General features: G+C 72.6%; 19 protein-coding genes. 13 read left to right on the forward strand and 6 right to left on the reverse strand.

Annotated features, from left to right (window positions below; translation table 11 throughout):
* Positions 1 to 134 precede the first annotated feature (134 nt).
* Positions 135 to 2,066, forward strand: a complete 1,932-nt coding sequence (locus ACIPK4_RS08225; RefSeq protein WP_402310151.1) for a helix-turn-helix domain-containing protein — start codon at positions 135 to 137, stop codon at positions 2,064 to 2,066.
* Here ACIPK4_RS08225 and ACIPK4_RS08230 read toward each other — a convergent pair.
* Positions 2,063 to 3,217, reverse strand: coding sequence for an IS701 family transposase (locus ACIPK4_RS08230; protein ID WP_376195151.1), 1,155 nt, complete (start codon positions 3,215 to 3,217; stop codon positions 2,063 to 2,065). The two genes, ACIPK4_RS08225 and ACIPK4_RS08230, sit on opposite strands and share 4 nt — an antisense overlap.
* Before the next feature lie 367 nt (positions 3,218 to 3,584).
* On the opposite strand from ACIPK4_RS08230, the gene ACIPK4_RS08235 reads away from it, so the two are divergent.
* The gene (locus tag ACIPK4_RS08235) at positions 3,585 to 4,787 is read left to right on the forward strand and encodes a DUF1266 domain-containing protein (protein ID WP_402310153.1); all 1,203 of its coding nucleotides are present in this window, start codon (positions 3,585 to 3,587) and stop codon (positions 4,785 to 4,787) included.
* A 74-nt stretch (positions 4,788 to 4,861) separates the two neighbouring features.
* Entirely contained in the window at positions 4,862 to 5,278 is a 417-nt protein-coding gene (locus ACIPK4_RS08240) for a PPOX class F420-dependent oxidoreductase (RefSeq protein WP_402310156.1), read from the forward strand.
* 83 nt (positions 5,279 to 5,361) lie between these two features.
* On the opposite strand, the gene ACIPK4_RS08245 is transcribed toward ACIPK4_RS08240, so the two are convergent.
* From ACIPK4_RS08245 to pdhA, 4 genes are all read right to left on the reverse strand, one after another.
* Positions 5,362 to 6,126, reverse strand: coding sequence for a hypothetical protein (locus ACIPK4_RS08245; RefSeq protein WP_402310159.1), 765 nt, complete (start codon positions 6,124 to 6,126; stop codon positions 5,362 to 5,364).
* A 117-nt stretch (positions 6,127 to 6,243) separates the two neighbouring features.
* Complete coding sequence (locus tag ACIPK4_RS08250) at positions 6,244 to 7,719, reverse strand: dihydrolipoamide acetyltransferase family protein (protein WP_402310618.1); 1,476 nt, start codon at positions 7,717 to 7,719, stop codon at positions 6,244 to 6,246.
* Positions 7,720 to 7,750: 31 nt separating this feature from the next.
* Entirely contained in the window at positions 7,751 to 8,731 is a 981-nt protein-coding gene (locus tag ACIPK4_RS08255; protein WP_054227295.1) for an alpha-ketoacid dehydrogenase subunit beta, read from the reverse strand.
* Positions 8,731 to 9,945 carry a pyruvate dehydrogenase (acetyl-transferring) E1 component subunit alpha gene (pdhA, locus tag ACIPK4_RS08260; RefSeq protein ID WP_054227294.1) on the reverse strand — a complete coding sequence of 405 codons (1,215 nt, stop codon included), beginning with the start codon at positions 9,943 to 9,945 and terminating at the stop codon, positions 8,731 to 8,733. Before pdhA ends, ACIPK4_RS08255 begins: the two co-directional genes overlap by 1 nt.
* A 325-nt stretch (positions 9,946 to 10,270) precedes the next feature.
* On the opposite strand from pdhA, the gene ACIPK4_RS08265 reads away from it, so the two are divergent.
* A complete protein-coding gene (locus tag ACIPK4_RS08265; RefSeq protein ID WP_402310163.1) occupies positions 10,271 to 10,933 on the forward strand; it encodes a response regulator in 663 nt (220 codons plus the stop codon).
* A gap of 223 nt (positions 10,934 to 11,156) precedes the next feature.
* On the opposite strand, the gene ACIPK4_RS08270 is transcribed toward ACIPK4_RS08265, so the two are convergent.
* The gene (locus tag ACIPK4_RS08270) at positions 11,157 to 12,749 is read right to left on the reverse strand and encodes a protein kinase (RefSeq protein WP_402310165.1); all 1,593 of its coding nucleotides are present in this window, start codon (positions 12,747 to 12,749) and stop codon (positions 11,157 to 11,159) included.
* Between the two features lie 230 nt (positions 12,750 to 12,979).
* On the opposite strand from ACIPK4_RS08270, the gene ACIPK4_RS08275 reads away from it, so the two are divergent.
* The 9 genes from ACIPK4_RS08275 (at position 12,980) to ACIPK4_RS08315 (ending at position 23,952) form a co-directional block, all read left to right on the forward strand.
* Positions 12,980 to 14,674, forward strand: a complete 1,695-nt coding sequence (locus ACIPK4_RS08275) for a protein kinase (RefSeq protein WP_402310167.1) — start codon at positions 12,980 to 12,982, stop codon at positions 14,672 to 14,674.
* A gap of 118 nt (positions 14,675 to 14,792) precedes the next feature.
* A complete protein-coding gene (locus ACIPK4_RS08280) occupies positions 14,793 to 15,479 on the forward strand; it encodes a hypothetical protein (RefSeq protein WP_402310170.1) in 687 nt (228 codons plus the stop codon).
* A 108-nt stretch (positions 15,480 to 15,587) separates the two neighbouring features.
* Entirely contained in the window at positions 15,588 to 16,247 is a 660-nt protein-coding gene (locus tag ACIPK4_RS08285; protein ID WP_402310173.1) for a PadR family transcriptional regulator, read from the forward strand.
* A 29-nt stretch (positions 16,248 to 16,276) separates the two neighbouring features.
* On the forward strand, positions 16,277 to 17,059 hold the full coding sequence (locus tag ACIPK4_RS08290; RefSeq protein ID WP_376197018.1) for an ABC transporter ATP-binding protein: 783 nt from the start codon (positions 16,277 to 16,279) through the stop codon (positions 17,057 to 17,059).
* Positions 17,056 to 19,878, forward strand: coding sequence for an FtsX-like permease family protein (locus ACIPK4_RS08295; RefSeq protein WP_402310177.1), 2,823 nt, complete (start codon positions 17,056 to 17,058; stop codon positions 19,876 to 19,878). The genes ACIPK4_RS08290 and ACIPK4_RS08295 overlap by 4 nt, the downstream gene beginning before the upstream one ends.
* A gap of 93 nt (positions 19,879 to 19,971) precedes the next feature.
* Entirely contained in the window at positions 19,972 to 20,505 is a 534-nt protein-coding gene (locus tag ACIPK4_RS08300) for a bacterial proteasome activator family protein (RefSeq protein WP_054227285.1), read from the forward strand.
* 179 nt (positions 20,506 to 20,684) lie between these two features.
* Positions 20,685 to 21,554 (forward strand): NTP transferase domain-containing protein, encoded by an 870-nt coding sequence (locus ACIPK4_RS08305; protein ID WP_402310180.1) that lies wholly within the window; start codon positions 20,685 to 20,687, stop codon positions 21,552 to 21,554.
* Positions 21,551 to 22,864 carry a molybdopterin molybdotransferase MoeA gene (locus tag ACIPK4_RS08310; RefSeq protein WP_402310183.1) on the forward strand — a complete coding sequence of 438 codons (1,314 nt, stop codon included), beginning with the start codon at positions 21,551 to 21,553 and terminating at the stop codon, positions 22,862 to 22,864. The genes ACIPK4_RS08305 and ACIPK4_RS08310 overlap by 4 nt, the downstream gene beginning before the upstream one ends.
* Complete coding sequence (locus ACIPK4_RS08315; RefSeq protein ID WP_376197007.1) at positions 22,852 to 23,952, forward strand: potassium channel family protein; 1,101 nt, start codon at positions 22,852 to 22,854, stop codon at positions 23,950 to 23,952. Before ACIPK4_RS08310 ends, ACIPK4_RS08315 begins: the two co-directional genes overlap by 13 nt.
* The last annotated feature ends 58 nt before the right edge of the window (positions 23,953 to 24,010 follow it).

Genomic DNA, 24,010 nt, shown 5'->3' on the forward strand with positions numbered 1-24,010 from the left:
CCCTGACCTGGACCACATCTCAAGTGTTTCTTGACCGGTTCTTGCCCCAAGAGATACTTTCAGGCAGGCCAGGGATTGCTTGCACCTCGGTTGGTGCAAACGTGAACGGCTTTATGGGGGTCGGGGGAGAAGTCGTGGTTGACCACGCTTACGAAATGCTGGAACTGCTGAACAGAGAGGCGCCCGCGGCTGCCTTCGACGACGTGGTCCGTAAAGCACGTGAGTCCGGCCTGTCCGGGGACGCCCTCGCCCAGCTGACCAGGGCCAGAGACCAGAGTCTCGGCATCCGGGCGCTCTTCGTGCGCCGCCAGCAGCGCGAGGCCGGCCTCGCCGCCCTCGTGGACACCGCACGTGACCTGACCCTGCCGTACGACCTCGACGAACTCCTGAAGGTGATCACGCGCCGGGCCCGGCTGCTGCTCGGGCTCGACATGGCCTGGGTGAGCTTCGACGACCTCGACGCGCAGTGCTCCAGGGTCCGTTCGGCCGACGGCCACGCCTCCGCGCTGACCATCGGGTTCGCCATCCCGCTGACCGGAGGGGGCGTCGGCAAGCGCGCCGCGGACGGTTCCGCACCGTTCTGGTCGGCCGACTACATGAACGACAAAACCTTCCAGCACAGCCCCGTCATCGACGAGGTGGTGCAGGCCGAGGGGCTGCACGCCGTCATGGCCGTCCCGCTGCGGCACGCCGGGACCGCCCTGGGAGCCCTGTACGTCGCGGACCGCAACATCCGCCACTTCACCCCGGACGAAGTGTCGCTGATGAGTTCGCTCGCCGACCTCGCAACCGTTGCGATCGAAAAGGCCCGGCTGCTGGAGCAGACCCGGTACGAGGTCGTGGAACTGGAGCAGGACACCTCCCGCGCCCGCGACTCCTCCACCACCGCCCGCCAGCTCCGCGAGACCCACGGCCGGCTGCTCGACCTGGTGCTCCAGGGCGGCGGCCTCGGCAACCTGGCCGCCGAGGCGGTCAAGGGGCTCGACGGCACGCTGCTCGTACGGGACGCGGCCGGGCGCAACCTCGCCTGCCCCGGCGGCGAACCCCCCGTGCTGAACGAGGCGGAGGTCCGCACCGTCCTGCTGGACGCACACACCGACCGGCAGCCGCGCAGCACGAGCGACGGGGTGTGGATCGCCTCGGTCGCCGCGGGCGACGAGATGCTGGGCACGCTCATCCTGTCCTGCAAGGAGCCCGTCACCGACCGCCAGGTCCAGCTCCTCGCGCTCACCGCCCAGGTCACCGCCGTGGTGCTGCTGATGGAGCAGGGCATGGCCGCCGCCGAGGGCCACATGCGGGACGAGTTCTTCCACGACCTGCTGCGGGGCACCTCGCTGTCCCCCGTGCAGATCGCGGAGCAGAGCCGCCGCCTCGCGCTGAACCTCGACGAGCCCCACGTCATCGTGATCGCCCGGCCCGAAGGCGGGGTCCAGGGCCGCGTGGTCGCCTGGGCCGCCTCGTACGCCAACCGCCACCACGGCCTCAAGAGCGTCGACGGCGACGTCGTGGTGCTGCTGCTGCCCGGCACCGAGGCCGGGGCCATCGCCCGTACGGCGTCCAGGGAACTCTCCGAGGTGCTCGGCAAGCCCGTCACGGCGGGCTCCGCCGGCCCCGTGGACGATCCGGCCGGCATCGTCCACATGTACCAGGAGGCCCGCCGGGTCCTGGACGCGGTCGCGGCCCTCACCGGCGCCGGCAGCACCGCCTCCCCCGACGAGCTGGGCTTCCTCGGCGTCCTGCTCTCCGAGAAGCCGGACATCACCGGTTTCATCAACGACACCATCGGTCCCGTCCTGGACTACGACGACCAGCAGTACACCGAGCTGATCCGCACCATGGAGGCGTACTTCGCCTCGGCCAACAGCCCCTCCAGGGCCGCCGAGTCCCTGCACGTCCACCCCAACACGGTCTCGCGCCGACTGGAACGGATCACCGAGATCCTGGGCGAGGACTGGCAGAAGCCGACCCAGGCCCTCCAGGTCCAGCTGGCCCTCCAGCTCCAGCGGACCCGCCAGGCCCTGAACAAAGCCCCCCGCGCCGGGCAGCCGAGGCAGATCATCGGCTAGCCGGCGACGGCGCGCTCGGTGAGCATGCGGACCGCATGCGCGGCGGAGGCCAGGGTGGTGTGCCGGTGCCAGCCGCCGAAGGAGCGGCCGCCGAAATCGGTGAGCCCCACCTTCTGCGAGATGTTCACGAAGTCCGCCTCGACGTTCTGGGCGCGCTTCGCGAGCCGCAGCAGCCCGCCGGGCGGCGCCTGCGTCATATCGCTGATCCAGCACTGCTCGGGCCAGCCCCGCGGGTCGTTCCACTCGCCGAACAGCAGCAGCGGACGGGGCGACTGCGGCAGCTCCACCCGTACGCCGACCACCAGCGTGGTGCGCTGCTGGAGGGTCAGCGGGTCCACCCAGGTCACCGGGCGGCGCAGGGTGCGGGCCATCAGCAGCAGCTGATGGGCGGCGAGCTCGCGGTTGCCGCTGCTCGGCAGGACCGGGTCCACGCAGCGGACCCGCAGCGAGCCGCGGGCCGACGCCACGAAGTGCATCCCGACCGGGCCGAACCGGCGGGCCACCGCGGCCGGGTCGACGTCGGGCAGGTCGAACACCACCGGCCGCCGGCTCTGGCCGACCCAGTCGCGCAGTTCCTCGACGGCTCCGGCCGCGCATTCGAGGGGCGTGGTGGCCAGTTCCGACTCGTGGACGTTGGGGGAGAGGGGGCCGACGCTCTCGCGCCACTTCTGGGTGAGCGCGAGCCGCCAGTTCACCGGGCAGCTCTGGTCCTCGCCGACGGACCACACGCCGAACGCCACCTGGCTGTTGACCATCTGGCCGCGCTCCGGCACGAAGCGGCGGGCCACCCCGACGGACTCCGTGCCGGCCTTGGAGATCACCACCGGCTGCACGACCCAGGCGCGGGGACGCAGCGCCCGCTCCAGGTAGCGGGCGAGGGCGGCGCGCACCGGACCCCAGTCCCAGGTGGACGACACCACGAAGTGGTGCAGGCTCTGCTCGGCCGCCCGGTCGCCGACGTGCGCCGCGATGTTGCGTATCGACTTGCGGCCCTCGGCCTTGAGCAGGCCGCGCAGGTACACCTCCCCCTTGCGTCGCTGGTCGCTGCGCGGCAGCGAGGCGAACAGCTCGGCGCAGAGTTCGTCCACGACCAGGTCCGGTACGAACCGGCTGCTCAGGGTCTCCAAGCGTTCGAGACTCGGTGCGCTCATGATGGATCCATCCCTTCCCCCGGTGTTCTCTCCAGCTCCTCAACCCTGCGGCCGGGCACGGCGGGAGAACCAGGTGGAGCGGTCACACACATTCGGCCCCGCGTGCACGGGGGGTCATCAGCCCCGACCGGACCACGGGAACCCGGATGATCATTTGACGGAGTCCCCGACAGGCCCTTGGCCTGGGCAGCAATGGCTCGCAGACTCCTGGAGCCCCGCTCGCGGCGGACCGGACCACCCGCCCCGTCCGCACCACGCCCGGGCCGTTCCGGGGGAGAGGTGCCCCGCCCACCACCGCGCCGCTCCCGCACGGTGGCCCGGCCACCACTGCGCAGCTCGGCGACGGGCCCGGCTAGGGTGTGCCCGTATGGGGACCTGGACCGCACCGAGCGCCATAGAACGAGAGCTGTACGAGGCCAAGAGCGCCGGCGCCTGGGACCGGTACCTGGACGTGCTCGCCCGCTCCGAGCTGTTCCTCCCCCAGTCCCGCGCACAGGTCGACGCCGAACCCTCGCACGCCCGCTTCCACCCGGTCGGACACAGCCTGCCCGTGTACACCGCCGGCATGCTGCCCGTGCCCACTCCCGAGACCGTGTTCGTGCGCCAGCGCCTCTCCTGGTTCGCGGGCGTATGGGAGCGGCGCGACCCCGCGTACCTGGCGGTGAACCCCGGCACCCCCGTCGAGGCCTACCTGACCACGGGCCCCGCCGACCTCGCCCGCTGGCGCGCCCATGCGGACGCGGCCACCGGCTGGGGCCTGCCCGTCGGCGAGGTGCACGCCCTGCACGTCGGCGGGCCCCTGCACGGACCCGTCGCCCGCGGACTCGCCGTGGGCGCCCATCTCTGCGTGACCAACGGCGAGTTCTGGAACGCGCTGGCCTACCACGGCGGCGGCTACACCCGTGAACGCGAACGCCTGCGCAAGTGGTGGGGCATCACCACCCGCGAGGAGTGGCTGGACGTCCTGCACCGCATGCTGAACGCCGAGATCGTCAGCCCCGTCTGGGAGTTCGCCCTGCGGGTCCGCCGGATCCTCGCCTCCGACTTCGCCGGGCCGGTCGACGCCGAGCACTGGCGGCACGCCGCCGAGGCCAGCCTGCGCCGCAGCGCCGAACGGGCCGCCGAGCCGCAGCTCACCCCCGACGGGGTCACGGTCGCACAGCCGCGCCCGACCGCCGAGGTGGAGGGCGAGATCACCGGCGTGCACCGCCTCATCGGCCGCATCACCCGGTACGAGCAGCGCTTCCGGGCCGACGGGCTGCTGCCCGAGGACGGCTACGTGCGGTCCGTCGAGGGGTGGGACGTCGGCCGGGCCTCCCAGATGGCCCGCTGGGGTCTCGGCGCCCGCTACGGCACCCTGGAGGAGACCGAGCGCGCCGTGCTGCGCGCCGGTGAGGCGGCCGTCGAGACGTACCGCTCCTGGGCGGACTTCTCGGCCGGGTACCTGCTCGGCCGGTGCCTGCACTTCGACGAGGAGGAGTTCGGCGAGTGGTACGACAGCTCCCTCGCCACGCACCTGACGCTGACCCGGGCGCCCGCCAGCCCCTGGCTCAACATCCCCTGGAAGTAGCGCCGGCAGCCGACCTGCCCCAGTAACGGCGAATCCTTGGACGGTCCCGGAGCAGGCCAACTAGCCTCGCCCGCATGACCATTGTGCTGAACGAGACGGTTCGCAAGCTGCTCGACTCCCCGCACCCGGCCGTGCTCTCCACCATCGACCCCGACGGCAGTCCGCAGAGTTCGGTGGTCTGGGTGACCCGGGACGGCGGCGACGTGCTGGTCTCCACCGAGCAGGGGCGCCGCAAGGAGCGGAACATCGCCCGGGACGCACGCGTCGGGCTGACCGTGTTCGACACCGCCAACCCGTTCGTCTACGTGGAGATCCGCGGCACGGCCACCCTCACCGAGGACACGGGCCGCGCGGTCGCCGTCCGCATCGCCGAGGAGTACATGGGGCCGGGCGCCGGCAAGGAGTACGCCGAGGGCCCGGCCGAGAACGTCCGCGTCGTCGTCCGCATCACCCCGACGAAGGTGCTCGGCAACGCCGCCAAGGCGGGCTGAGCCGGGGTGGGGCCTCTCCCCCGCCGCGGCCTGTGGCCACGGGGCTGTGACCACGGGCTGTGACCACGGCCTGTGACGACGGCCTACGGGAGCCGCGGGCGCAGCCGTGACCAGGCGTCGAGGGTCGCGGCGAGCGGTTCGCCCTCCGGGAGGTGGGGGCGGACCGCATCCGTCCAGCGGAGCAGGTTCTTGATCCGGCGCAGGTGGACGATCTCCGCGCGGGGCAGGTCGCGCCAGTGCCCGGCCCGCGCGGCGGCCTGCGCCGGCGTGAGGTCGACCAGCGCGAGCAGCTCCCGGCACAGGGCGGCCGGATCGCCGCCGCGGCCGGGCCCGAACTCCCGGATCAGGTACCCCCGTACGAAGGCCAGCTCGATCCCCCGCACCAGGTCGGACGCGCCCTCCGCCTCCGCGCAGCGGTACGCCGCAGCCACCGCCACCCGCCCCCAGCGCAGCCGGGTCTCCTCCGGCAGCCGGTCCTCCTGCATGCCGCCCACGGCCAGCGCACGCAGCGTCCGCGGCCGCGGCTCGTCCAGCAGCGGCGGACCGGTGGCCAGCCAGGCCTCGATGTCCTCCAGCGCGTGTCCGCCGGGCGGGACCGCGGTCAGCACCTGCCCCCGGGCGAGCAGGGCGACCAGGGCGCCCGCGAGGTGGACCCTGGCCACGTGCCCCGCGTCGAAGAAGGCCACGGTCCGCCCGTGCCGCTCGATCCGGCGCAGCCCGAGCCGCAGTGCCCCCACGGCGTAGACCTGTCCGGTGCGCGCGACCCCGCCCAGACAGCGGACCACGCACACGCCGCCCGTGACGTCGGCCTCCTCGACGGAGTACACCTGCAACTCGGCAATGGCCACCCGGTCCCCCTTCCCCGGGCGGGAGGCTACCGCCCCCGTCCCACCTCGGGTACGCCGAAGGCCCCCTCGCGGTGCGGTGGCGAGGGGGCCTTCGGATGTGCGCCGCGACCGGTGCGCCTACGACCAGGTGACGAGGCGGCGGGGGTGTTCCAGGACGGCCGCGATGTCCGCCAGGAAACGGGAGCCGAGCTCGCCGTCGATGAGCCGGTGGTCGAACGACAGCGCCAGCGTGGTGACGTGGCGCGGCTTCACCTTGCCCTTGTGGACCCACGGCTGGAGCTTGATCGCGCCGACCGCGAGGATCGCGGACTCACCGGGGTTCAGGATGGGCGTGCCGGTGTCGACGCCGAAGACGCCGACGTTGGTGATGGTGAGGGTGCCGTTCTGCATGTCGGCCGGGGACGTCTTGCCTTCGCGGGCCGTGGCGACCAGCTCGGACAGGGCCGTCGACAGCTCGGGCAGCGTCTTGGCGTGCGCGTCCTTGATGTTCGGGACGATCAGGCCGCGCGGGGTGGCCGCCGCGATGCCCAGGTTGACGTAGTGCTTGAGCACGATCTCCTGGGCCGCCTCGTCCCAGGAGGCGTTGACCTCCGGGTTGCGGCGGACGGCCACCAGCACCGCCTTGGCGATGAGCAGCAGCGGGTTGATCCGCAGTCCGGCCAGGTCGGGGTCGGCCTTGAGCTCCTGGACCAGCTTCATCGTGCGGGACACGTCGAAGGTGATGAACTCGGTGACGTGCGGCGCGGTGAACGCGGAGTTGACCATGGCCTGGGCGGTGACCTTGCGGACGCCCTTGACCGGGATGCGGGTCTCCCGCGCCGACGCCTCGCCGGCCGCCGCCGGGGCGACCGCGGCGGCCTGTGCCTGGACCGGCACCGCGGCGGGCGCCTGGGCGGCCGCGGCCTGCGGGGTGAGTGCGGCCGCCGCGGCGGCGTGCACGTCCTCGCGGGTCACGACCCCGCCCTCCCCGGTGGGCACCACGGAGGCCAGGTCGATCCCGAGGTCCTTGGCGAGCTTGCGCACCGGCGGCTTCGCCAGCGGACGCTCGCCGGCGCCGTGGCCGTTCCCGTTCAGCGCGGGGGCCGGGGCGGCCTCCGGCTGGGCCGGAACGGCGGGCAGCGCGGCCGGTGCGGCCACCGCGGCGGTGCCGTTGCGGTCGGCGCCGGTGCCGGGTACGGCCTTGCGGGGGCGGCGCTTGGTGGAGGCCTGGGAGACCCCGTAGCCCACCAGGACGGGCTGGCGCGCGGCGGGGGCCGGCTCCTCGGCGGGCGCCGGGGCCGCGGCGGGTGCCGGGGCCGCGGCGGGTGCCGGGGCCGCGGCGGGTGCGGCGGCCGGTGCGGCGACGGCCGCGGCCGGGGCCTCGGCCTCCGCCGGGCCCGTCTGCACCGAGATGATCACCTGGCCGACGTCGACCGTGGTGCCCTCCTCGAAGAGGAGCGCGTGCACGGTGCCGTCGAACGGGATCGGCAGCTCGACGGCCGCCTTCGCCGTCTCGACCTCGCAGACGACCTGCCCGTCGGTGACGGTGTCACCGGGCTGGACGTACCACTTGAGGATCTCGGCCTCGGTGAGGCCCTCGCCCACGTCGGGCATCTTGAATTCGCGGATGGTCACAGGGCTCTCCTCAGTACGCCAGCGAGCGGTCGACGGCGTCGAGCACCCTGTCCAGGCCCGGCAGGTACTCGTCCTCCAGGCGGGCCGGCGGGTACGGGGCGTGGAAACCGCCCACGCGCAGCACCGGCGCCTCCAGGTGGTAGAAGCACCGCTCCGTGATGCGGGCGGCGATCTCCGCGCCCGTGCCCAGGAACACCGGGGCCTCGTGGACGACCACGAGCCGGCGCGTCTTCTCCACGGAGACCTGCAGCCCGTCGAAGTCGATCGGGGACATCGAGCGCAGGTCCACGACCTCCACCGACTTGCCCTCCTCGGCCGCCGCGGCCGCAGCCTCCAGGCAGACCTTCACCATCGGGCCGTAGGCCGCCAGGGTGATGTCCGAGCCCTCGCGGGCGACCCGCGCCGTGTGCAGGGAGTCCGGGATCGCGTCGGTGTCGACCTCGCCCTTGTCCCAGTAGCGCCGCTTCGGCTCGAAGAAGATCACCGGGTCGTCGCTGAGGATCGCCTGCTGGAGCATCCAGTACGCGTCGCTCGGGTTCGACGGGGAGACCACCTTCAGGCCCGGGACGTGCGCGAACAGCGCCTCGGGGGACTCCGAGTGGTGCTCGACCGCGCCGATGCCGCCCGCGTAGGGGATGCGCACGACGACCGGCATCTTGACCTTGCCCAGCGCCCTCGCGTGCATCTTCGCGAGCTGCGTGACGATCTGGTCGTACGCCGGGAAGACGAACCCGTCGAACTGGATCTCCACCACGGGGCGGTAGCCGCGCAGCGCCAGACCGATCGCCGTGCCGACGATGCCGGACTCGGCGAGCGGGGTGTCGATGACCCGCTCCTCGCCGAAGTCCTTCTGGAGGCCGTCGGTGATGCGGAAGACACCGCCCAGCTTGCCGACGTCCTCACCCATGATCAGGACCTTCGGGTCCGTCTCCAGGGCCTTGCGCAGGGACTCGTTGAGCGCCTTCGCGATCGACATCTTCTCGACAGCCATCAGTGACCCTCCTCGAAGGACGCGAGGTAGGCGGCGAACTGGGCGCGCTCCTCGTCGACGAGCGCGTGCCCGTCCGCGTAGACGTTCTCGAAGATCGCCATCGTGTCCGGGTCGGGCATGGCGCGCACGACCTCGCGCACCCGCTTGCCGAGCGCCTCGCTCTCGGCCTCCAGGGCCTCGAAGAAGGCCTCGTCGGCGCCGCCGCTGGCCAGCAGGTAGGTCTTCAGGCGCAGGATGGGGTCCTTCGCCTCCCAGGCCGCCGTCTCCTCGTCCCGCCGGTACTTCGTCGGGTCGTCGGAGGTGGTGTGCGCGGCCATCCGGTACGTGAACGCCTCGACCAGGGTCGGGCCCTCGCCGCGGCGCGCCCGCTCCAGCGCCCAGCGGGTGACCGCCAGACAGGCCAGGACGTCGTTGCCGTCCACGCGGATGCCGGGGAAGCCGAAGCCCTGGGCGCGCTGGTAGAGCGGCACGCGCATCTGGCGCTCGGTGGGCTCGGAGATCGCCCACTGGTTGTTCTGGCAGAAGAACACCACGGGGGAGTTGTAGACGGCCGAGAAGGTGAACGCCTCGGCGACGTCGCCCTGGCTGGACGCGCCGTCGCCGAAGTAGGCGATCACCGCCGAGTCCGCGCCGTCCTTGGCCACGCCCATCGCGTAACCGGTCGCGTGCAGCGTCTGCGAACCGATGACGATCGTGTACAGGTGGAAGTTGTTGGTGTTCGGGTCCCAGCCGCCGTGGTTCACACCGCGGAACATGCCGAGCAGGTTGGTCGGGTCGACGCCGCGGCACCAGGCCACACCGTGCTCGCGGTAGGTCGGGAACACGTAGTCGTCGTCGCGCAGCGCGCGCCCGGAGCCGATCTGGGCGGCCTCCTGGCCGAGCAGCGAGGCCCACAGGCCCAGCTCGCCCTGGCGCTGGAGGGCGGTCGCCTCGCCGTCGAAGCGGCGGGTCAGGACCATGTCGCGGTACAGCCCGCGCAGGTCCTCGGTCGTGATGTCCTCGACGAAGGAGAGGAACTCCGCGGCGTCGGGATTGTCCGCTGCGCTGACCCGTTCCCCTTCGGGCGTCAGCAGCTGTACGAGCTGGGGCTCGGCGTTCTGCGCGGTGGCGGCAGCCTTGGCAGCGGGGGCCTTGGCGGCGCTCGCCGCGCCTGCCGCCCGCTTGGTGCCGCTGCTGCGTCGCGGCTTGCGCGCGGCAGTGCTCTCCACGGTCACGTGTTGCTCCTCCGTCGGTCCGGCTCCCGGGTTCTCCGGGGTCCAGTGCGGCTCACCCGTATCCGTACCAGCGCACGGGGTGGGTGCGCTTCGTGTGCGGATGCGAGCGTGACAGGTGCCCCGGCAAGTGCCCTGCGCAATGCACGTTACCCAGTACGCCGCATAACTGCGAAACCCCACTTGACCTGCGTTTTTGCTTGGATTTCCAAGTAAATGCACAGCGCGGGGAACAACCACTGGTCACAGCCTTGCAGGGGGCCGGAACAACGGCACGTTATCCCGGGTAACGACGGCAGGGAAGGGGTGAGTGTGTGAAACTGAGTTCGTGCGCGAAGACGGAAAAATCAAGGTATTCCTCCTGGACGACCACGAAGTGGTACGCCGCGGTGTCCATGAGCTCCTTTCGGTCGAAGAGGACATCGAGATCGTCGGCGAGGCGGGCACCGCCGCGGATGCCCTGGTGCGCATTCCCGCCACGCGGCCCGACGTGGCCGTGCTCGATGTGCGCCTGCCGGACGGCAGCGGGGTCGAGGTCTGCCGTGAGGTCCGCTCCCAGGACGAGGACGTCAAATGCCTGATGCTCACCTCGTTCGCCGACGACGAGGCGCTGTTCGACGCGATCATGGCCGGGGCCTCGGGCTACGTGCTCAAGGCGATCCGCGGAAATGAGCTGCTGGGCGCCGTACGGGACGTCGCGGCCGGCAAGTCGCTGCTGGACCCCGTCGCCACCGCACGGGTGCTGGAACGGCTGCGCGACGGCAAGAACGGCAAGGGCGACGACCGCCTGGCCCACCTCACCGAGCAGGAGCGGAAGATCCTCGACCTGATCGGCGAGGGCCTGACGAACCGCGTCATCGGCGAACGGCTGCACCTGGCCGAGAAGACCATCAAGAACTACGTCTCCAGCCTGCTGTCCAAGCTGGGCATGGAGCGCCGCTCCCAGGCCGCCGCGTACGTGGCCCGGCTCCAGGCCGAGAAGCGAGCCTGACCCGCCTCCGTTCGCGGAACTGTTCGGTCCGGTCCCGCATTTCCCGGACGGCGCGGTGTTCGACCCCGTCGACATGCGAATCGAGCCCCAGTTCGTCACCGTGCACCCGCTGGCAGGAAATCCGGACCGGGAGTACGAGCACGCCCTCTGAGCTGCTCGTACGCCGATACACGCGGACGGGCCCGGCGGAATCGAATTCCGCCGGGCCCGTGCGCGCCGCGCGTTAGTTCCCGTCGCCCAGCGGGTCGGGGGTGGACCCTCCCCCCGTGCCGCTCGACTTCGACGGCGAGGACGAAGGCGACTTCGAAGCCGACGGCGAGGCCTTCGAGGCGGACGGCGACGGCGAGAAGGACGGCGACGTCGAAGGGCTGGCGCTCGGCGTGAACTTGCTGCTGCGGGTCGGGTTCGGCGTGAAGTCGTCCGACGAATGCGTCGACGGCGTATCGCGCGACGGGGTGCTCTGCTGCTCGGACGGGGTGCTCTGCTGGCTGCTCGAAGAACTCTGGACGGTCTTCGGGGTCTTGTCGTCCGTGTGCTTGTTGGACACCGAGTTGACGGCGTAGGCCACGCCGCCCGCGATCGCGACGATCGCCAGCACCGCGAACAGCCACAGCTTCCAACGGCCGCCGCCGCGGTCCTCGTAGCCGTCGTAGCCGTCGCGGCCGCCCGGTCCACCGCCGTGGCCGTGGTTGTCGTACCCGCCCCCGCCGGGGAAGGCCGAACCGTCGTCGGGGTTCAGCGGCGGCACGATCGGCTGCTGGAACTGCGAGGTCGTGGCGTGCGCCGGATAGTTCTGCTGCCCGCCCGCCGGACCCATCGGCATGGCCGTGGTCTGGGCACCGCCGCGCCCGTGGGGCAGGGCCATGGTGACCGGGCCGGTGTTCCAGGTGCCCGTGTTCGGCCCCTGGTCGTGCAGCATCTGGAGCGCGTACTGGACCAGCCCGCGCATCTCCTCGGCGCTCTGGAACCGGTCGTCCGGGTCCTTGGCGAGGGAGCGCATGACGAGGCCGTCGAGCTCCTGCGGGATCTGGTGGCCCTCCGGCAGCTGCGAGGGCGGCACGGGCGCGTCCTGCACGTGCTGGTAGACCACCGAAAGCGGGGTCTCGCCGGTGAACGGGGGCCGCAGCGCGAGCAGTTCGTACAGCAGGCAGCCGGTCGCGTACAGGTCGGAGCGGTGGTCGACGGCCTTGCCCAGCGCCTGCTCGGGCGACAGGTACTGCGGGGTGCCCATGACCATGCCGGTCTGGGTCATCGTCGACTGGGCGCCGTGCAGGGCGCGCGCGATGCCGAAGTCCATCACCTTGACCGCGCCGGCGTCCGTGATGATCACGTTCGCGGGCTTGATGTCGCGGTGCACGATGCCGTGCTGGTGCGAGTACGCGAGGGCTTCCAGCACGCCCGAGACGATGATGAGCGCCTGCTCGGGGCCCGGGGCCTCGGCGCTGATCAGCAGGTCGCGGATGGTGCGGCCCTCGACCAGCTCCATGACGATGTACGGCACCGTGTTGGGGCCGACCTTGTCCTCGCCGGAGTCGTACACGGCGACGACGGCGTGGTGGTTGAGCCCGGCGACCGACTGTGCCTCACGCGTGAAGCGGGCCTTGGAGACCGGGTCCTCCGCGAGGTCGGCGCGCAGCAGCTTCACCGCGACGGTCCGGCCCAGCCGGACGTCCTCGGCGGCGAACACCTCCGCCATGCCGCCGCGGCCCAGGCGGTGGGTGAGCCGGTAACGGCCGTCGCCGACCAGACCGCCGGCGCCCCAATGCTCAGGACCGTCGGCCATCCCGGCGCCGTTTCCCTCGGGTTCGGGTGCCATCAGTCCTCGCCGTCGTCTCTCTCGGCCGCCGCTTCGCGGTAGGTCCTTTTTCCGTGTGCTCCGATGAACGCTACAGCCTCGCAACAGGTCGCCGTCCGGACATCCGCATGTGTACGGGTGTGGTCACGGAACGGGTACCCGGCTTGACGTGTGCTTGCCCTCCGGCAGACTGGGCGCGACATGCGCTCAGCCAGACGCGTAGGGACACATCCCGAGGGGAAGCAACAGTCATGAGCCAGGACGGCACTCAGGGCCAGTACGCAGGCGGCTCTCTGGCCGGTGGCCGTTACCAGCTAAGGGACTTGCTCGGTGCGGGTGGCATGGCATCCGTCTACCTTGCGTACGACACCGCGCTCGACCGCCAGGTCGCCATCAAGACCCTGCACAGCGACCTCGGCCGCGAACAGTCCTTCCGCGAGCGCTTCCGCCGCGAGGCCCAGGCTGTAGCGAAACTGTCGCACACGAACATCGTCTCGGTATTCGATACGGGCGAAGGAGAAGTGACGTTCAGCGGTCCCGGGGCGGGCGACGCCGCGGTGATGCCGTACATCGTCATGGAGTACGTCGAGGGACAGCCGCTCGGCTCCGTGCTGGAGGCGGACATCCGCCAGTACGGCGCGATGCCCGCCGACAAGGCGCTGAAGGTGACGGCCGACGTACTGGCCGCGCTGGAGGTCAGCCACGAGATGGGCCTGGTCCACCGCGACATCAAGCCCGGCAACGTGATGATGACCAAGCGCGGCGTGGTCAAGGTCATGGACTTCGGCATCGCCCGGGCCATGCAGTCGGGGGTCACCTCGATGACGCAGACCGGCATGGTCGTCGGCACCCCCCAGTACCTCTCGCCGGAGCAGGCGCTGGGGCGCGGCGTGGACGCCCGCTCCGACCTGTACTCGGTCGGCATCATGCTGTTCCAGCTGCTGACCGGCCGGATCCCGTTCGACGCGGACTCCCCGCTGGCCATCGCCTACGCCCACGTACAGGAGGAGCCGGTCGCCCCGTCCTCCGTCAACCGGTCGGTCAGCCCGGCGATGGACGCCCTGGTGGCGCGGGCGCTGAAGAAGAACCCGAACGAGCGCTTCCCCACGGCCGCCGCCATGCGCGACGAGATCGCGCGGGTGCTGGCGGCCGGCCAGACCGGCGCCCCGGCCATCGTCCCGGGCGCGCACACCGGGTCGAGCGGCGCGGGCGTCGGCTCGGCCGTGTTCCCGCCGGTGGACTCCGGGTTCCAGGCGCCGCCGGCGCACTCGCTGCAGCAGCCGTACGCGCCGACCCCGACGCCCTCCCCCTACGCCCCGCAGACCCCGCCGCCGGTGGCCCAGCCGCACGGTCAGGGCGGGTACGCGTACCCGCCGCAGCAGCAGGTCGCGCACCAGCAGCAGTACGCGCCGCAGACGCCTCCGCCGTTCACCATCTCGCCGTCGGCCGGCACGGGCCCGTCCACCCAGGGCGGCCGGGCCGGCGCAGCCGGCGACAAGCGGAACATGCCCGTGGTGGTCGGCGCGGTCCTGGTGGCGCTGCTGGCGGTCGGCGGTCTGATCGCGGCCATCGCGTCGGGCGGCGACGACGACAAGGACAAGGCGGGCGGCGGGGGCGCCTCGCCCTCCACCTCGGCGTCGGCCTCGGCCAAGGGCGGCTACAAGGGTCCGGACACCTCGCGCACGATCGACTCGGCCAAGTGCAAGGACCCGGTCAAGTACTTCAGCGACGCGACCAAGTACACGGCGCCCGACCTGCGCTACAAGAACCTGCTCTCGGTAAAGGAGTGCATCCAGGCCTCCGGCGGCAAGTACAAGATCGTCGAGAAGGACGAGGCCGTGTACGGCAAGGACACGGTCCTCGACCAGAACCCGCGGCCCGGCGACAAGATCGACAAGGAAGGCACGGAGTACACGCTGACCGTGTCGACCGGCAATCCGGAGTAGTCCGCGCGACACACCCGGCATCCCGGGCGACCCTGATGGGGCGCCCGGGATGCCCGCTTTGCCCCATTATGTAAACCTGAGCAGAACATCTCGGCTGCTCGGGACGGGAGGGGCCCCCGTGACTCAACGCCTCCGCGCGCAGCGCTGGCTGGCCGGGGCCGCGGTGGCCGCCGCGCTGTCCTCCGCCGCCCCCGCCGCGTCCGCCGCCGCGTCCCCGGCCGGCCGGGCGACCACCGTCCGCCCGCTCTCGCCGGCCGCCCCGGCCGCTCCGGCCGCCTCCGTCGCGGCGCGCGGAAGAGCCCCCGGCAGGGCCCCCGCGAAGACCCCCGACACCGCGCCGCGGACCGACGACGCCGACACGGACCCCCTGGCCGACGTACCCCACGAGGCGTACGAGGAACTCGCAGGCAGCGCCGCCGGGGTCGGGCGGGAGCGGCCCGGGCGGCCGGCGGCGGAGCCCGCGAACCCCGACACCGTGCTGGCCGCCCGCCCCGTCCTCCCGGCGCGCCCGCAGCACCTTCCGGCCGAGCCCGGCCGGGTGCCGCGGAACCGGCAGGACCCGCAGGTGCCGCGGATGCCGCGGGTTCCGCAGGTGCCGCAGGTGCCGCCGCCCCAGCGGGTCCCGCCGGTTCCGCCCGTTCCGCGGGACCCGCAGAGCCCGCCCCCCGTGGTCACCGCGATCGGCACCGGGCCGAACGAGCGGGCCGCCGACCTGGCCGCGCACCTACTGCCGCTGGGCACCGGGTTCGCCCTGATGGGGCTGGGTCTGGGCTATCTGGGGATGCGGCTGCGCAAGGGCCTCTGAACCCCGGCCCGCCGCCTCCCGCCGCCGCACCCGAGGCGGCCTCTCCCCCTTGCGGCCTACGTCCCAGGATGGTTGCGCGGTCGGACATACTCGGTATACATACTGAGTATGTCTATCCGCCACGGCCTTCTCGCCCTGCTGGAAAGGGGTCCTCGGTACGGCTCACAGCTGCGTACCGAGTTCGAATCCCGCACCGGCTCCACCTGGCCGCTCAACGTCGGGCAGGTGTACACCACCCTCGCCCGCCTGGAGCGCGACGGCCTCGTCGCGCCCGGTGGCGAGGACGCCGCCGGGCACACCCTCTACGCCATCACCGGCTCCGGACGCGCCGAGCTGTACCAGTGGTACGAGCGTCCGGTGGACCGCACCAACCCGCCCCGCGACGAGCTGTCCATCAAGCTCGCCATGGCCGTCGGCGCCCCCGGCGTGGACATCCGCGCCGTGATCCAGGCCCAGCGGCACGCCACCATCAAGGCGATGCAGGACTACACCCGGCTCAAGGCGCAGGCGCTCGCCGCGATCGAGAGCGGGAAGACCCGCGAACGCGACGACGTGGCCTGGCTGCTGGTCCTGGAACAGCTGATCTTCCAGACCGAGGCCGAGGCCCGCTGGCTCGACCACTCGGAAGCGCGCCTCGTACGGCTCTCCCTGCCGGCCGACCGGAGAGCCGAGCCGGAACCGCCCCAGGCCGCCGAAACCATCTCCGACGCCGTCCCCGACGCCGTCACCGCACCGCGGCGCCGCTCCTTCCGCGCTCCGCGGAGCTGACGCCACCACCGTTCCCAGGGGGGATCCCCATGCCTGACCAGCAGTCCGCACCCCACATACCGCCCGCTCAGCCGGACCGGTCCGCACGACCCGTCCTCCAGCTCGACAAGCTCGTCCGCACCCACGGCAGCGGTGCCACCGAGGTGCACGCCCTGCGCGGCATCGACCTGGCCGTGCACCCGGGCGAACTCGTCGCCGTCATGGGCCCCTCCGGTTCGGGCAAGTCCACGCTGCTCACCCTGGCCGGCGGCCTCGACACGCCCACCAGCGGCCGCGTCGTCGTCGAGGGCACCGACATCACCGCTGCGAGCCGCAGGGAACTGGCCGCACTGCGCCGCCGCAGCATCGGGTACGTCTTCCAGGACTACAACCTGATCCCGGCCCTCACCGCCGCCGAGAACGTGGCCCTGCCCCGTGAACTCGACGGGACCTCCGCCCGCAAGGCCCGCGCCTCCGCGCTGGCCGCCCTGGAGGAGATGGGCCTCGGACAGCTCGCCGACCGCTTCCCCGACGAGATGTCCGGCGGCCAGCAGCAGCGCGTGGCCATCGCCCGCGCCCTCGTCGGCGACCGCCGCCTGGTCCTCGCCGACGAACCGACCGGCGCCCTCGACTCCGAGACCGGCGAATCCGTCCTCGCCCTGCTGCGCTCGCGCTGCGACGCCGGCGCCGCCGGGATCCTCGTCACCCACGAACCGCGGTTCGCCGCCTGGGCGGACCGCGTGGTCTTCCTGCGCGACGGCAGCGTGGTCGACGAAACCCTGCGCAGCAGCGGCGCCGACTCCCTGCTGTCCGGTCAGGCGGGCGGCCGGTGAAGTCCTCGTACCACGCATGGGTCGCGGCGATCCGGATCGCCCGCCGCGACGCCTGGCGCGCCAAGGGCCGCAGCGCCCTCGTCCTCTCGATGATCGCCCTGCCGATCATCGGCGTGAGCGCCGCCGACCTCACCGTGCGCAGCGCCGAGCTCTCGCCCGGACAGAGGGTGACCCGTCAGATCGGTGCGGCGGACGCCCGGCTGAGCGGATCCCAGCTCACGGGTCCCGTCTACCAGGACGTCGAGGGCAGGAACGCCGTGCCCGTCGGCGGCTTCGACAAGTACACCCCCGCCGCGGAGCCGGACCCGAACGTCCTGGCCTCCGCGATCCCGGCAGGCGCGCAATCCCTCAAGGACAGTACGGCGCACACCAAGATCCGCACCCGCTACGGCCTGCTGGACACCGACCTGCGGGAGATCGACTCGGCCAGCCCGCTGGTCAAGGGCATGATCGAACTGAAGCGGGGACGGCTGCCGCAGGAAGCGGGCGAGGTCATCGCCACACCCGCCTTCCTGGAGGAGTCCGGGTTCTTCGTGGGCTCCGAGTTCCGCGCACGCGGCTCGGAGACGTGGTACCAGATCGTGGGCGCCTACGAGCTGCCCTCCGAGCTGAAGAAGACCGAGGTCATCGCCCCGCCCGGCACCCTGCTGGCCCCGCTCGACAAGGCCTTCCAGGCCGCCGGGGTCCCCGGGGTGGTCGCCACCGACAGCTACCTGGTCAAGGTCGGCGGCGACGGTTTCACGTGGAACACGGTCAAGGCACTCAACGCGAAGAGCGTGCAGGTGGTCTCCCGCGCGGTGTACGTCGACCCGCCCGCCGAGTCCGACGTGCCGTACATCGCCCAGCAGAAGGAGCTGGGCTACTACTCCCCGCACAACGGGCTCCCGACCACCGAACTGGCCGTCCTGGCCACGGTCGTCGGCCTGGCGATGCTGGAGATCTGCCTGCTGGCCGGACCGGCCTTCGCCGTCGGCGCCCGGCGCTCGCGCCGCCAGCTGGGCCTGGTCGGCGCCAACGGGGGCGACCGGCGCCACATCCGGGCCGTCGTGCTCTCCGGAGGACTGGTCATCGGCGCCGCGGCCGCCCTCAGCGGCACCGTCCTCGGCATCTCCCTCACCCTGGGGCTGCGGCCGGTGCTGGAGGAGTACCTGGGCGCGCGCTTCGGCGGCTTCACGTTCCGCCCGCTGGAAATCCTCGGCATCGCCCTGCTCGCCGTCGTGACCGGCCTGCTGGCCGCGGTCGCCCCGGCCGTCACCGCCTCCCGGCAGACCGTGCTGGCCTCGCTGACCGGCCGCCGCGGGGTCCGCCGGGCCAACCGGGTGCTGCCCGTCCTCGGCCTGATCGCGCTCGCCGCCGGCGCCGCGATCGCCCTCTACGGCACGGCCTCCCGGATGGGCTCCACCGTCGTCGCGGGCGGCAGCGCCATCGCCGAGCTCGGCATCGTCGCCCTCACCCCGGTGCTGGTCGGCCTGTTCGGGCGGCTCGGGCGGTGGCTGCCGCTGTCGCCGCGGCTGGCGCTGCGCGACGCCGTCCGCAACCGGGGCCGTACGGCCCCCGCCGTGGCCGCCGTGCTGGCCGCCGTCGCCGGCACCGTCGCCGTGGCCACGTACCAGCACAGCTCGGAGATCCAGGCGCGCCACGAGTACGTCGCCGACCTCCCCGACGGGGTGGGAATGGTGGCCGTCCACGAGCTCGGCCGCAGCAAGGACATGGGTGCCGTCCGCGAGGCGGTGACGCAGGAACTCCCGGTGTCCGTACGGGCGGACGTGGGCTACATCTCGTACGGAAAGCCCGGGTGTGAGCGGTTCACCGGCACCGAGGGCTGCGGCCGGGTCGACATCATGCGTCCCAGGGAGCAGCGCTGTCCGCTGTACGAGGCCAAGGACGGGATCGACTCGTTCAGCGCCGCGCAGCGCAAGGAGCTGCGCAAGGACCCGCGTTGCGCGTACAACCGCCACCCCGTGCAGTTCACCGCGGTGGTCGCCGACGAGAAGCTGCTGACGGCGCTCGCGGTCACCGATCCGGGCGCGGTCTCCGCCCTGAAGGAGGGCAAGGGCGTCTCGTTCGACCGGCGCAACGTCAAGGACGGCAAGGTCACCGTCCGGCTGATCGACAACAAGCACGACGTCTTCGAGCCGGGCGTCGATCCGCAGGGGGAGGACAAGGTCTTCGCCGTCCACCAGGCACCCGACACCGCCGAGGGGTACGGTCTGGAGCTCATCCTGCCGCCCGCGGCGGCACAGAACGCCGGACTCACGGTCCTGCCCTACGCCTCGTACTTCACCCTGGACGGCACGGCCACCAGCCGGCAGAAGCAGCGGGTGGCGGCGCGGATCGACCAGATCGGTGTGGAGGCCCCCGTCACCATCGAGGCCGGCTACCAGGCCGAACCCGACATCACGGGGCTGGCCCTGACCGTCTTCGCGGGCCTGGTGACCATCGGCGCGGCCGGCATCGCCACCGGACTCGCGCAGGCCGATGCCGAGGCCGATCTGAAGACCCTGGCGGCGGTCGGCGCCCCACCGCGGGTGCGGCGCACGCTCAGCGGCTTCCAGTGCGGCGTGGTGGCCCTGATGGGCGTGGTGCTGGGTTCGGCGGCGGGCATCCTCCCCGGGGTGGGCCTGCGGCTCGTCCAGCGGCGGGAGACCGAGCACCTCATCGCGGTGTCCGGCTTCGCGAACGACTCGGTGTACGTGCCGATCGCGATGCCGTGGGGGACCCTCGCCGGGCTGCTCGTCGTCGTCCCGCTGGGCGCGGCCCTGCTGGCCGCCCTGGTCACCAAGTCCAGCGGCGCCGTGGCGCGGCGCGAGGCGGGCTGACGGTCACGGTGCGTTCTCGCCCCCGTACAGGGTGGATCACGCCCGTACGGGGGCACACCGAGTGAGTACGACGGTGTGCGAGAGAATGACGGCATGGAGATGCCGAGGAGTGAACGGTCGCAGGACAGCCCCCCGAACGGCCTGATCGTGGGACAGGACGGGATGCCGGTCGGCGGCGCCGATGACGAGTCGCGCGAGGTCCCGGTGACGGAGATGGTCGAACAGCCCGCCAAGGTCATGCGGATCGGCAGCATGATCAAGCAACTGCTTGAAGAGGTGCGCGCCGCACCTCTGGACGAGGCCAGCCGGGTCCGTCTCAAGGACATCCACGCAGCGTCCGTGAAAGAGCTGGAGGACGGTCTGGCCCCCGAACTGGTCGAGGAACTGGAGCGCCTCTCCCTGCCGTTCACGGAGGAGGCCATCCCGTCCGAGGCGGAACTGCGCATCGCGCAGGCCCAGTTGGTGGGCTGGCTCGAGGGACTGTTCCACGGCATCCAGACGGCCCTGTTCGCGCAGCAGATGGCCGCGCGGGCCCAGCTCGAACAGATGCGCCGGGCCCTGCCGCCGGGCGCCCCGACGGACGAGGAGGACGGTCACGGGGCCATCCGCTCCGGCCCGTACCTGTAAGCAGTGCCCCCACCCAGGGCCCGGCGAGGCCGGGCCCCGGGCGCGCCTCCGCCAGGGTCCGGACATGCCTCGGACGGGCGCCGGACGTGCCCCGCGGCGTGCCCCCGGACGCCTCTCCGGACGAGACCCCGGTAAATGCAGTGCCCCGCAGGGGACATGGCCCGCGCATACTCGGGGGTATGACCTACGACGCGATCGTCCTGGCCGGCGGAGCGGCCCGCCGCCTCGGAGGCGCGGACAAACCCGCCCTCCACGTGGGCGGCCGCGCCCTGCTCGACCGCGTCCTCGACGCCTGCACCGACGCCTCGACCACCGTCGTGGTCGGGGGCCGCCGCCCCACCGCGCGCCCGGTCCACTGGACCCGGGAGGACCCGCCCGGCGCCGGCCCGGTGGCCGCCCTGGACGCCGGTCTGCGCGCGACCACCGCCGAACTGGTCCTCGTGCTCTCCGCCGACCTCCCGTTCCTCGACCGGGCCACCGTCGAGGCCCTCCTGCGCGCCCCCTCCCCCGCCGGCGACGGCGCTCTGCTGCGCGACCCCGACGGCCGCGACCAGCCCCTCGTCGCGGCCTACCGCGCCGAACCGCTGCGCCGCGAGATCGCCCTTCTGGCGACCGAGCACGGCGGCCTCTCCGGGCTCCCCCTGCGCGCCCTCACCGCCGAGCTGGAGCTGGCCAAGGTGACCGATACTGCGCCACTCGCCTCCTTCGACTGCGACACCTGGGACGATCTCGCCGTCGCCCGAGCCCGGATCAGGGAGCATGGAAAAGTGCTGGACCAATGGATCACCGCCGTCAAGACCGAGCTGGGCATCGACCTCACCGTCGACACCAAGACCCTGCTCGACCTCGCCCGTGACGCCGCACACGGCGTCGCCCGGCCCGCCGCCCCCCTGACCACCTTCCTGGTCGGATACGCGGCGGCCCGGGCCGAAGCCACCGGCGCCGACCCCGTCGCCGCCGTCGCCGAGGCCTCCCGCAAGGCCGCCGACCTGGCCCTGCGCTGGGCCGCCGAGGCAGCGCCCGAAGCCCGAGAGAACGGCTCAGGATGACCCCCACCGACGCCGACCACGCCCTCCGGGCCCTCGACGAGGCCCTGGCCCTGGTCAGCCGCGACCCCCGCCCCGGAGCAGCCGGAGCCCACCGCGCCGCCTCCTGGCCGGACGCCCGGGAGACCGCCGCGCGCGCCGGATCCGCCGGCCTGCCCCGCACCCACCGGGTGCCCTTCGCGGACGCGCTCGGCGAGGTGCTGGCCCAGCCCCTGGAGGCCCTCACCGACCTGCCGTCCTTCGACACCTCCGCCATGGACGGCTGGGCGGTCGCGGGCCCCGGCCCCTGGACCGTGCGCCCCGGCGGCGGGGTCCTGGCCGGCTCCGACCGCCCCGAGCCGCTGGCCGACGGCGAGGCCGTCCGGATCGCCACCGGCGCCCGCATCCCCGCCGACACGACCGCCGTGATCCGCAGCGAGCACTCCCACGAGTCCGGCACCCAGCTCCACGCCGACCGGGCCGTCCTCACCGGCCAGGACATCCGCGCGCGGGGCCAGGAGTGCCGCTCGGGCGACCTGCTGCTGCCCGCCGGCTCGCTCGTCACCCCCGCCGTCCTGGGCCTCGCCGCGGCCGCCGGGTACGACGAGCTCACCACCCGGCCCCGGCCCCGCGTGGAGATCCTGGTGCTCGGCGATGAACTGCTCACCGAGGGCCGCCCGCACGAAGGCCTGATCCGTGACGCCCTGAGCCCCATGCTCGGCCCGTGGCTCACCCGGCTCGGCGCCGAGGTCACCGCCACCCGGCGGCTCGGCGACGACCCGGCCGGAGCCAAGGCCCTGCTGGACGCCGTCACCGGCTCCGACGCCGATCTGGTCGTCACCACCGGCGGGACCGCCTCCGGCCCCGTCGACCACGTCCACCCCGTCCTGCACGAGGCCGGTGCCGAACTGCTGGTCGACGGGGTCGCCGTACGCCCCGGACACCCCATGCTGCTGGCCCGGCTCGGGGGCGGGACCCCCGGCCGGGACGCCGTCCGCCACCTCGTCGGACTGCCGGGCAACCCGCTCGCCGCCGTCTCCGGGCTGCTGACCCTCGCCGAACCGCTGCTGCGCGCCCTGGCCGGCCGCCGCCAGCGCCCCCGGTACACGGTCCCGGTCCAGGGCGACGTGCCGGGCCACCCGTACGACACCCGGCTCGTGCCCGTCCTGCTGACCGACGAACACGCCGTGCCGCTGCGCTACAACGGTCCGGCGATGCTGCGGGGCGTGGCCGCCGCCGACGGCCTGGCCGTCGTACCCCCGCACGGTGCGCGCAACGGGCAGGACCTGGAGATCCTCGATCTGCCGTGGGTCTCCGGAGGATGTTTCACGTGAAACTGCACGGCCAGGACGCGATGGCCCGCGGCGCCGACGAGAAACTCGTCTCACGGCGCATCAAGCTGCCCAAGCGCGTCGTGGAGAAGCCCCTGCGGCAGGTCGGCAAACGCCTGCTGATGGCGCTGTTCGTGCTGTTCCTGACGGTCCTGATCGTGTGGCTCGACCGCGACGGCTACCACGACAACGCCAACGAGCAGGTCGACCTGCTCGATTGCGTCTACTACGCCACGGTGACCCTGTCGACGACCGGCTACGGCGACATCGTCCCGTACAGCGACAGCGCACGGCTGACCAACATCCTGCTGATCACCCCGCTGCGCGTGCTGTTCCTGATCATCCTGGTCGGAACCACCCTGGAAGTCCTGACCGAGAAGACCCGGGAAGAGTGGCGGCTGAACCGCTGGAGGAAGAACTTGCGCGAGCACACGGTCGTCGTCGGCTTCGGCACCAAGGGGCGCTCGGCCCTCCAGACGCTGCTGACCACCGGCCTCCAGAAGGAGCAGGTCGTCATCGTGGACCCGAGCGCCAAAGTGATCGACATGGCCAACGCGGAGGGCTTCACCGGGGTGGTCGGCGATGCCACCCGCTCCGACGTCCTGCTCCGCGCCGAACTCCAGAAGGCCCGTCAGATCGTCATCGCCACCCAGCGGGACGACACCGCCGTGCTGGTCACGCTGACGGCCCGGCAGATGAACCGGGGTGCGAAGATCGTCGCGGCGGTCCGCGAGGAGGAGAACGCCCCGCTGCTGCGCCAGTCGGGCGCCGACGCGGTCATCACGAGCGCGAGCGCGGCGGGCCGGCTGCTGGGGCTCTCCGTGCTGAGCCCCAGCGCGGGCACGGTGATGGAGGACCTGATCCACCAGGGCAGCGGACTGGACCTGGTGGAGCGGCCCGTGCGGAGGGCCGAGGCCGGCAAGGGCGTACGGGAGACCGAGGACCTCGTGGTGAGCGTGCTGAGGGGCCACCGGCTGCTCGCGTACGACGACCCGCACGCGAGCCCGCTCCAGCTGACGGACCGTCTCATCACCATCGTGCGGGCGTCACCGCCCTCGTCCCCGCCGGTGACCCTGGGACCCGCCGACTGAGGACTGGCCCGACATCCGGTAGCCCGGCCGTCGGCATGCGGTGGCGTAACCTCCGGGC

The sequence above is a fragment of the Streptomyces sp. NPDC086989 genome, from assembly GCF_044745505.1.
In the GTDB taxonomy this organism is placed as follows: Bacteria; Actinomycetota; Actinomycetes; order Streptomycetales; family Streptomycetaceae; genus Streptomyces.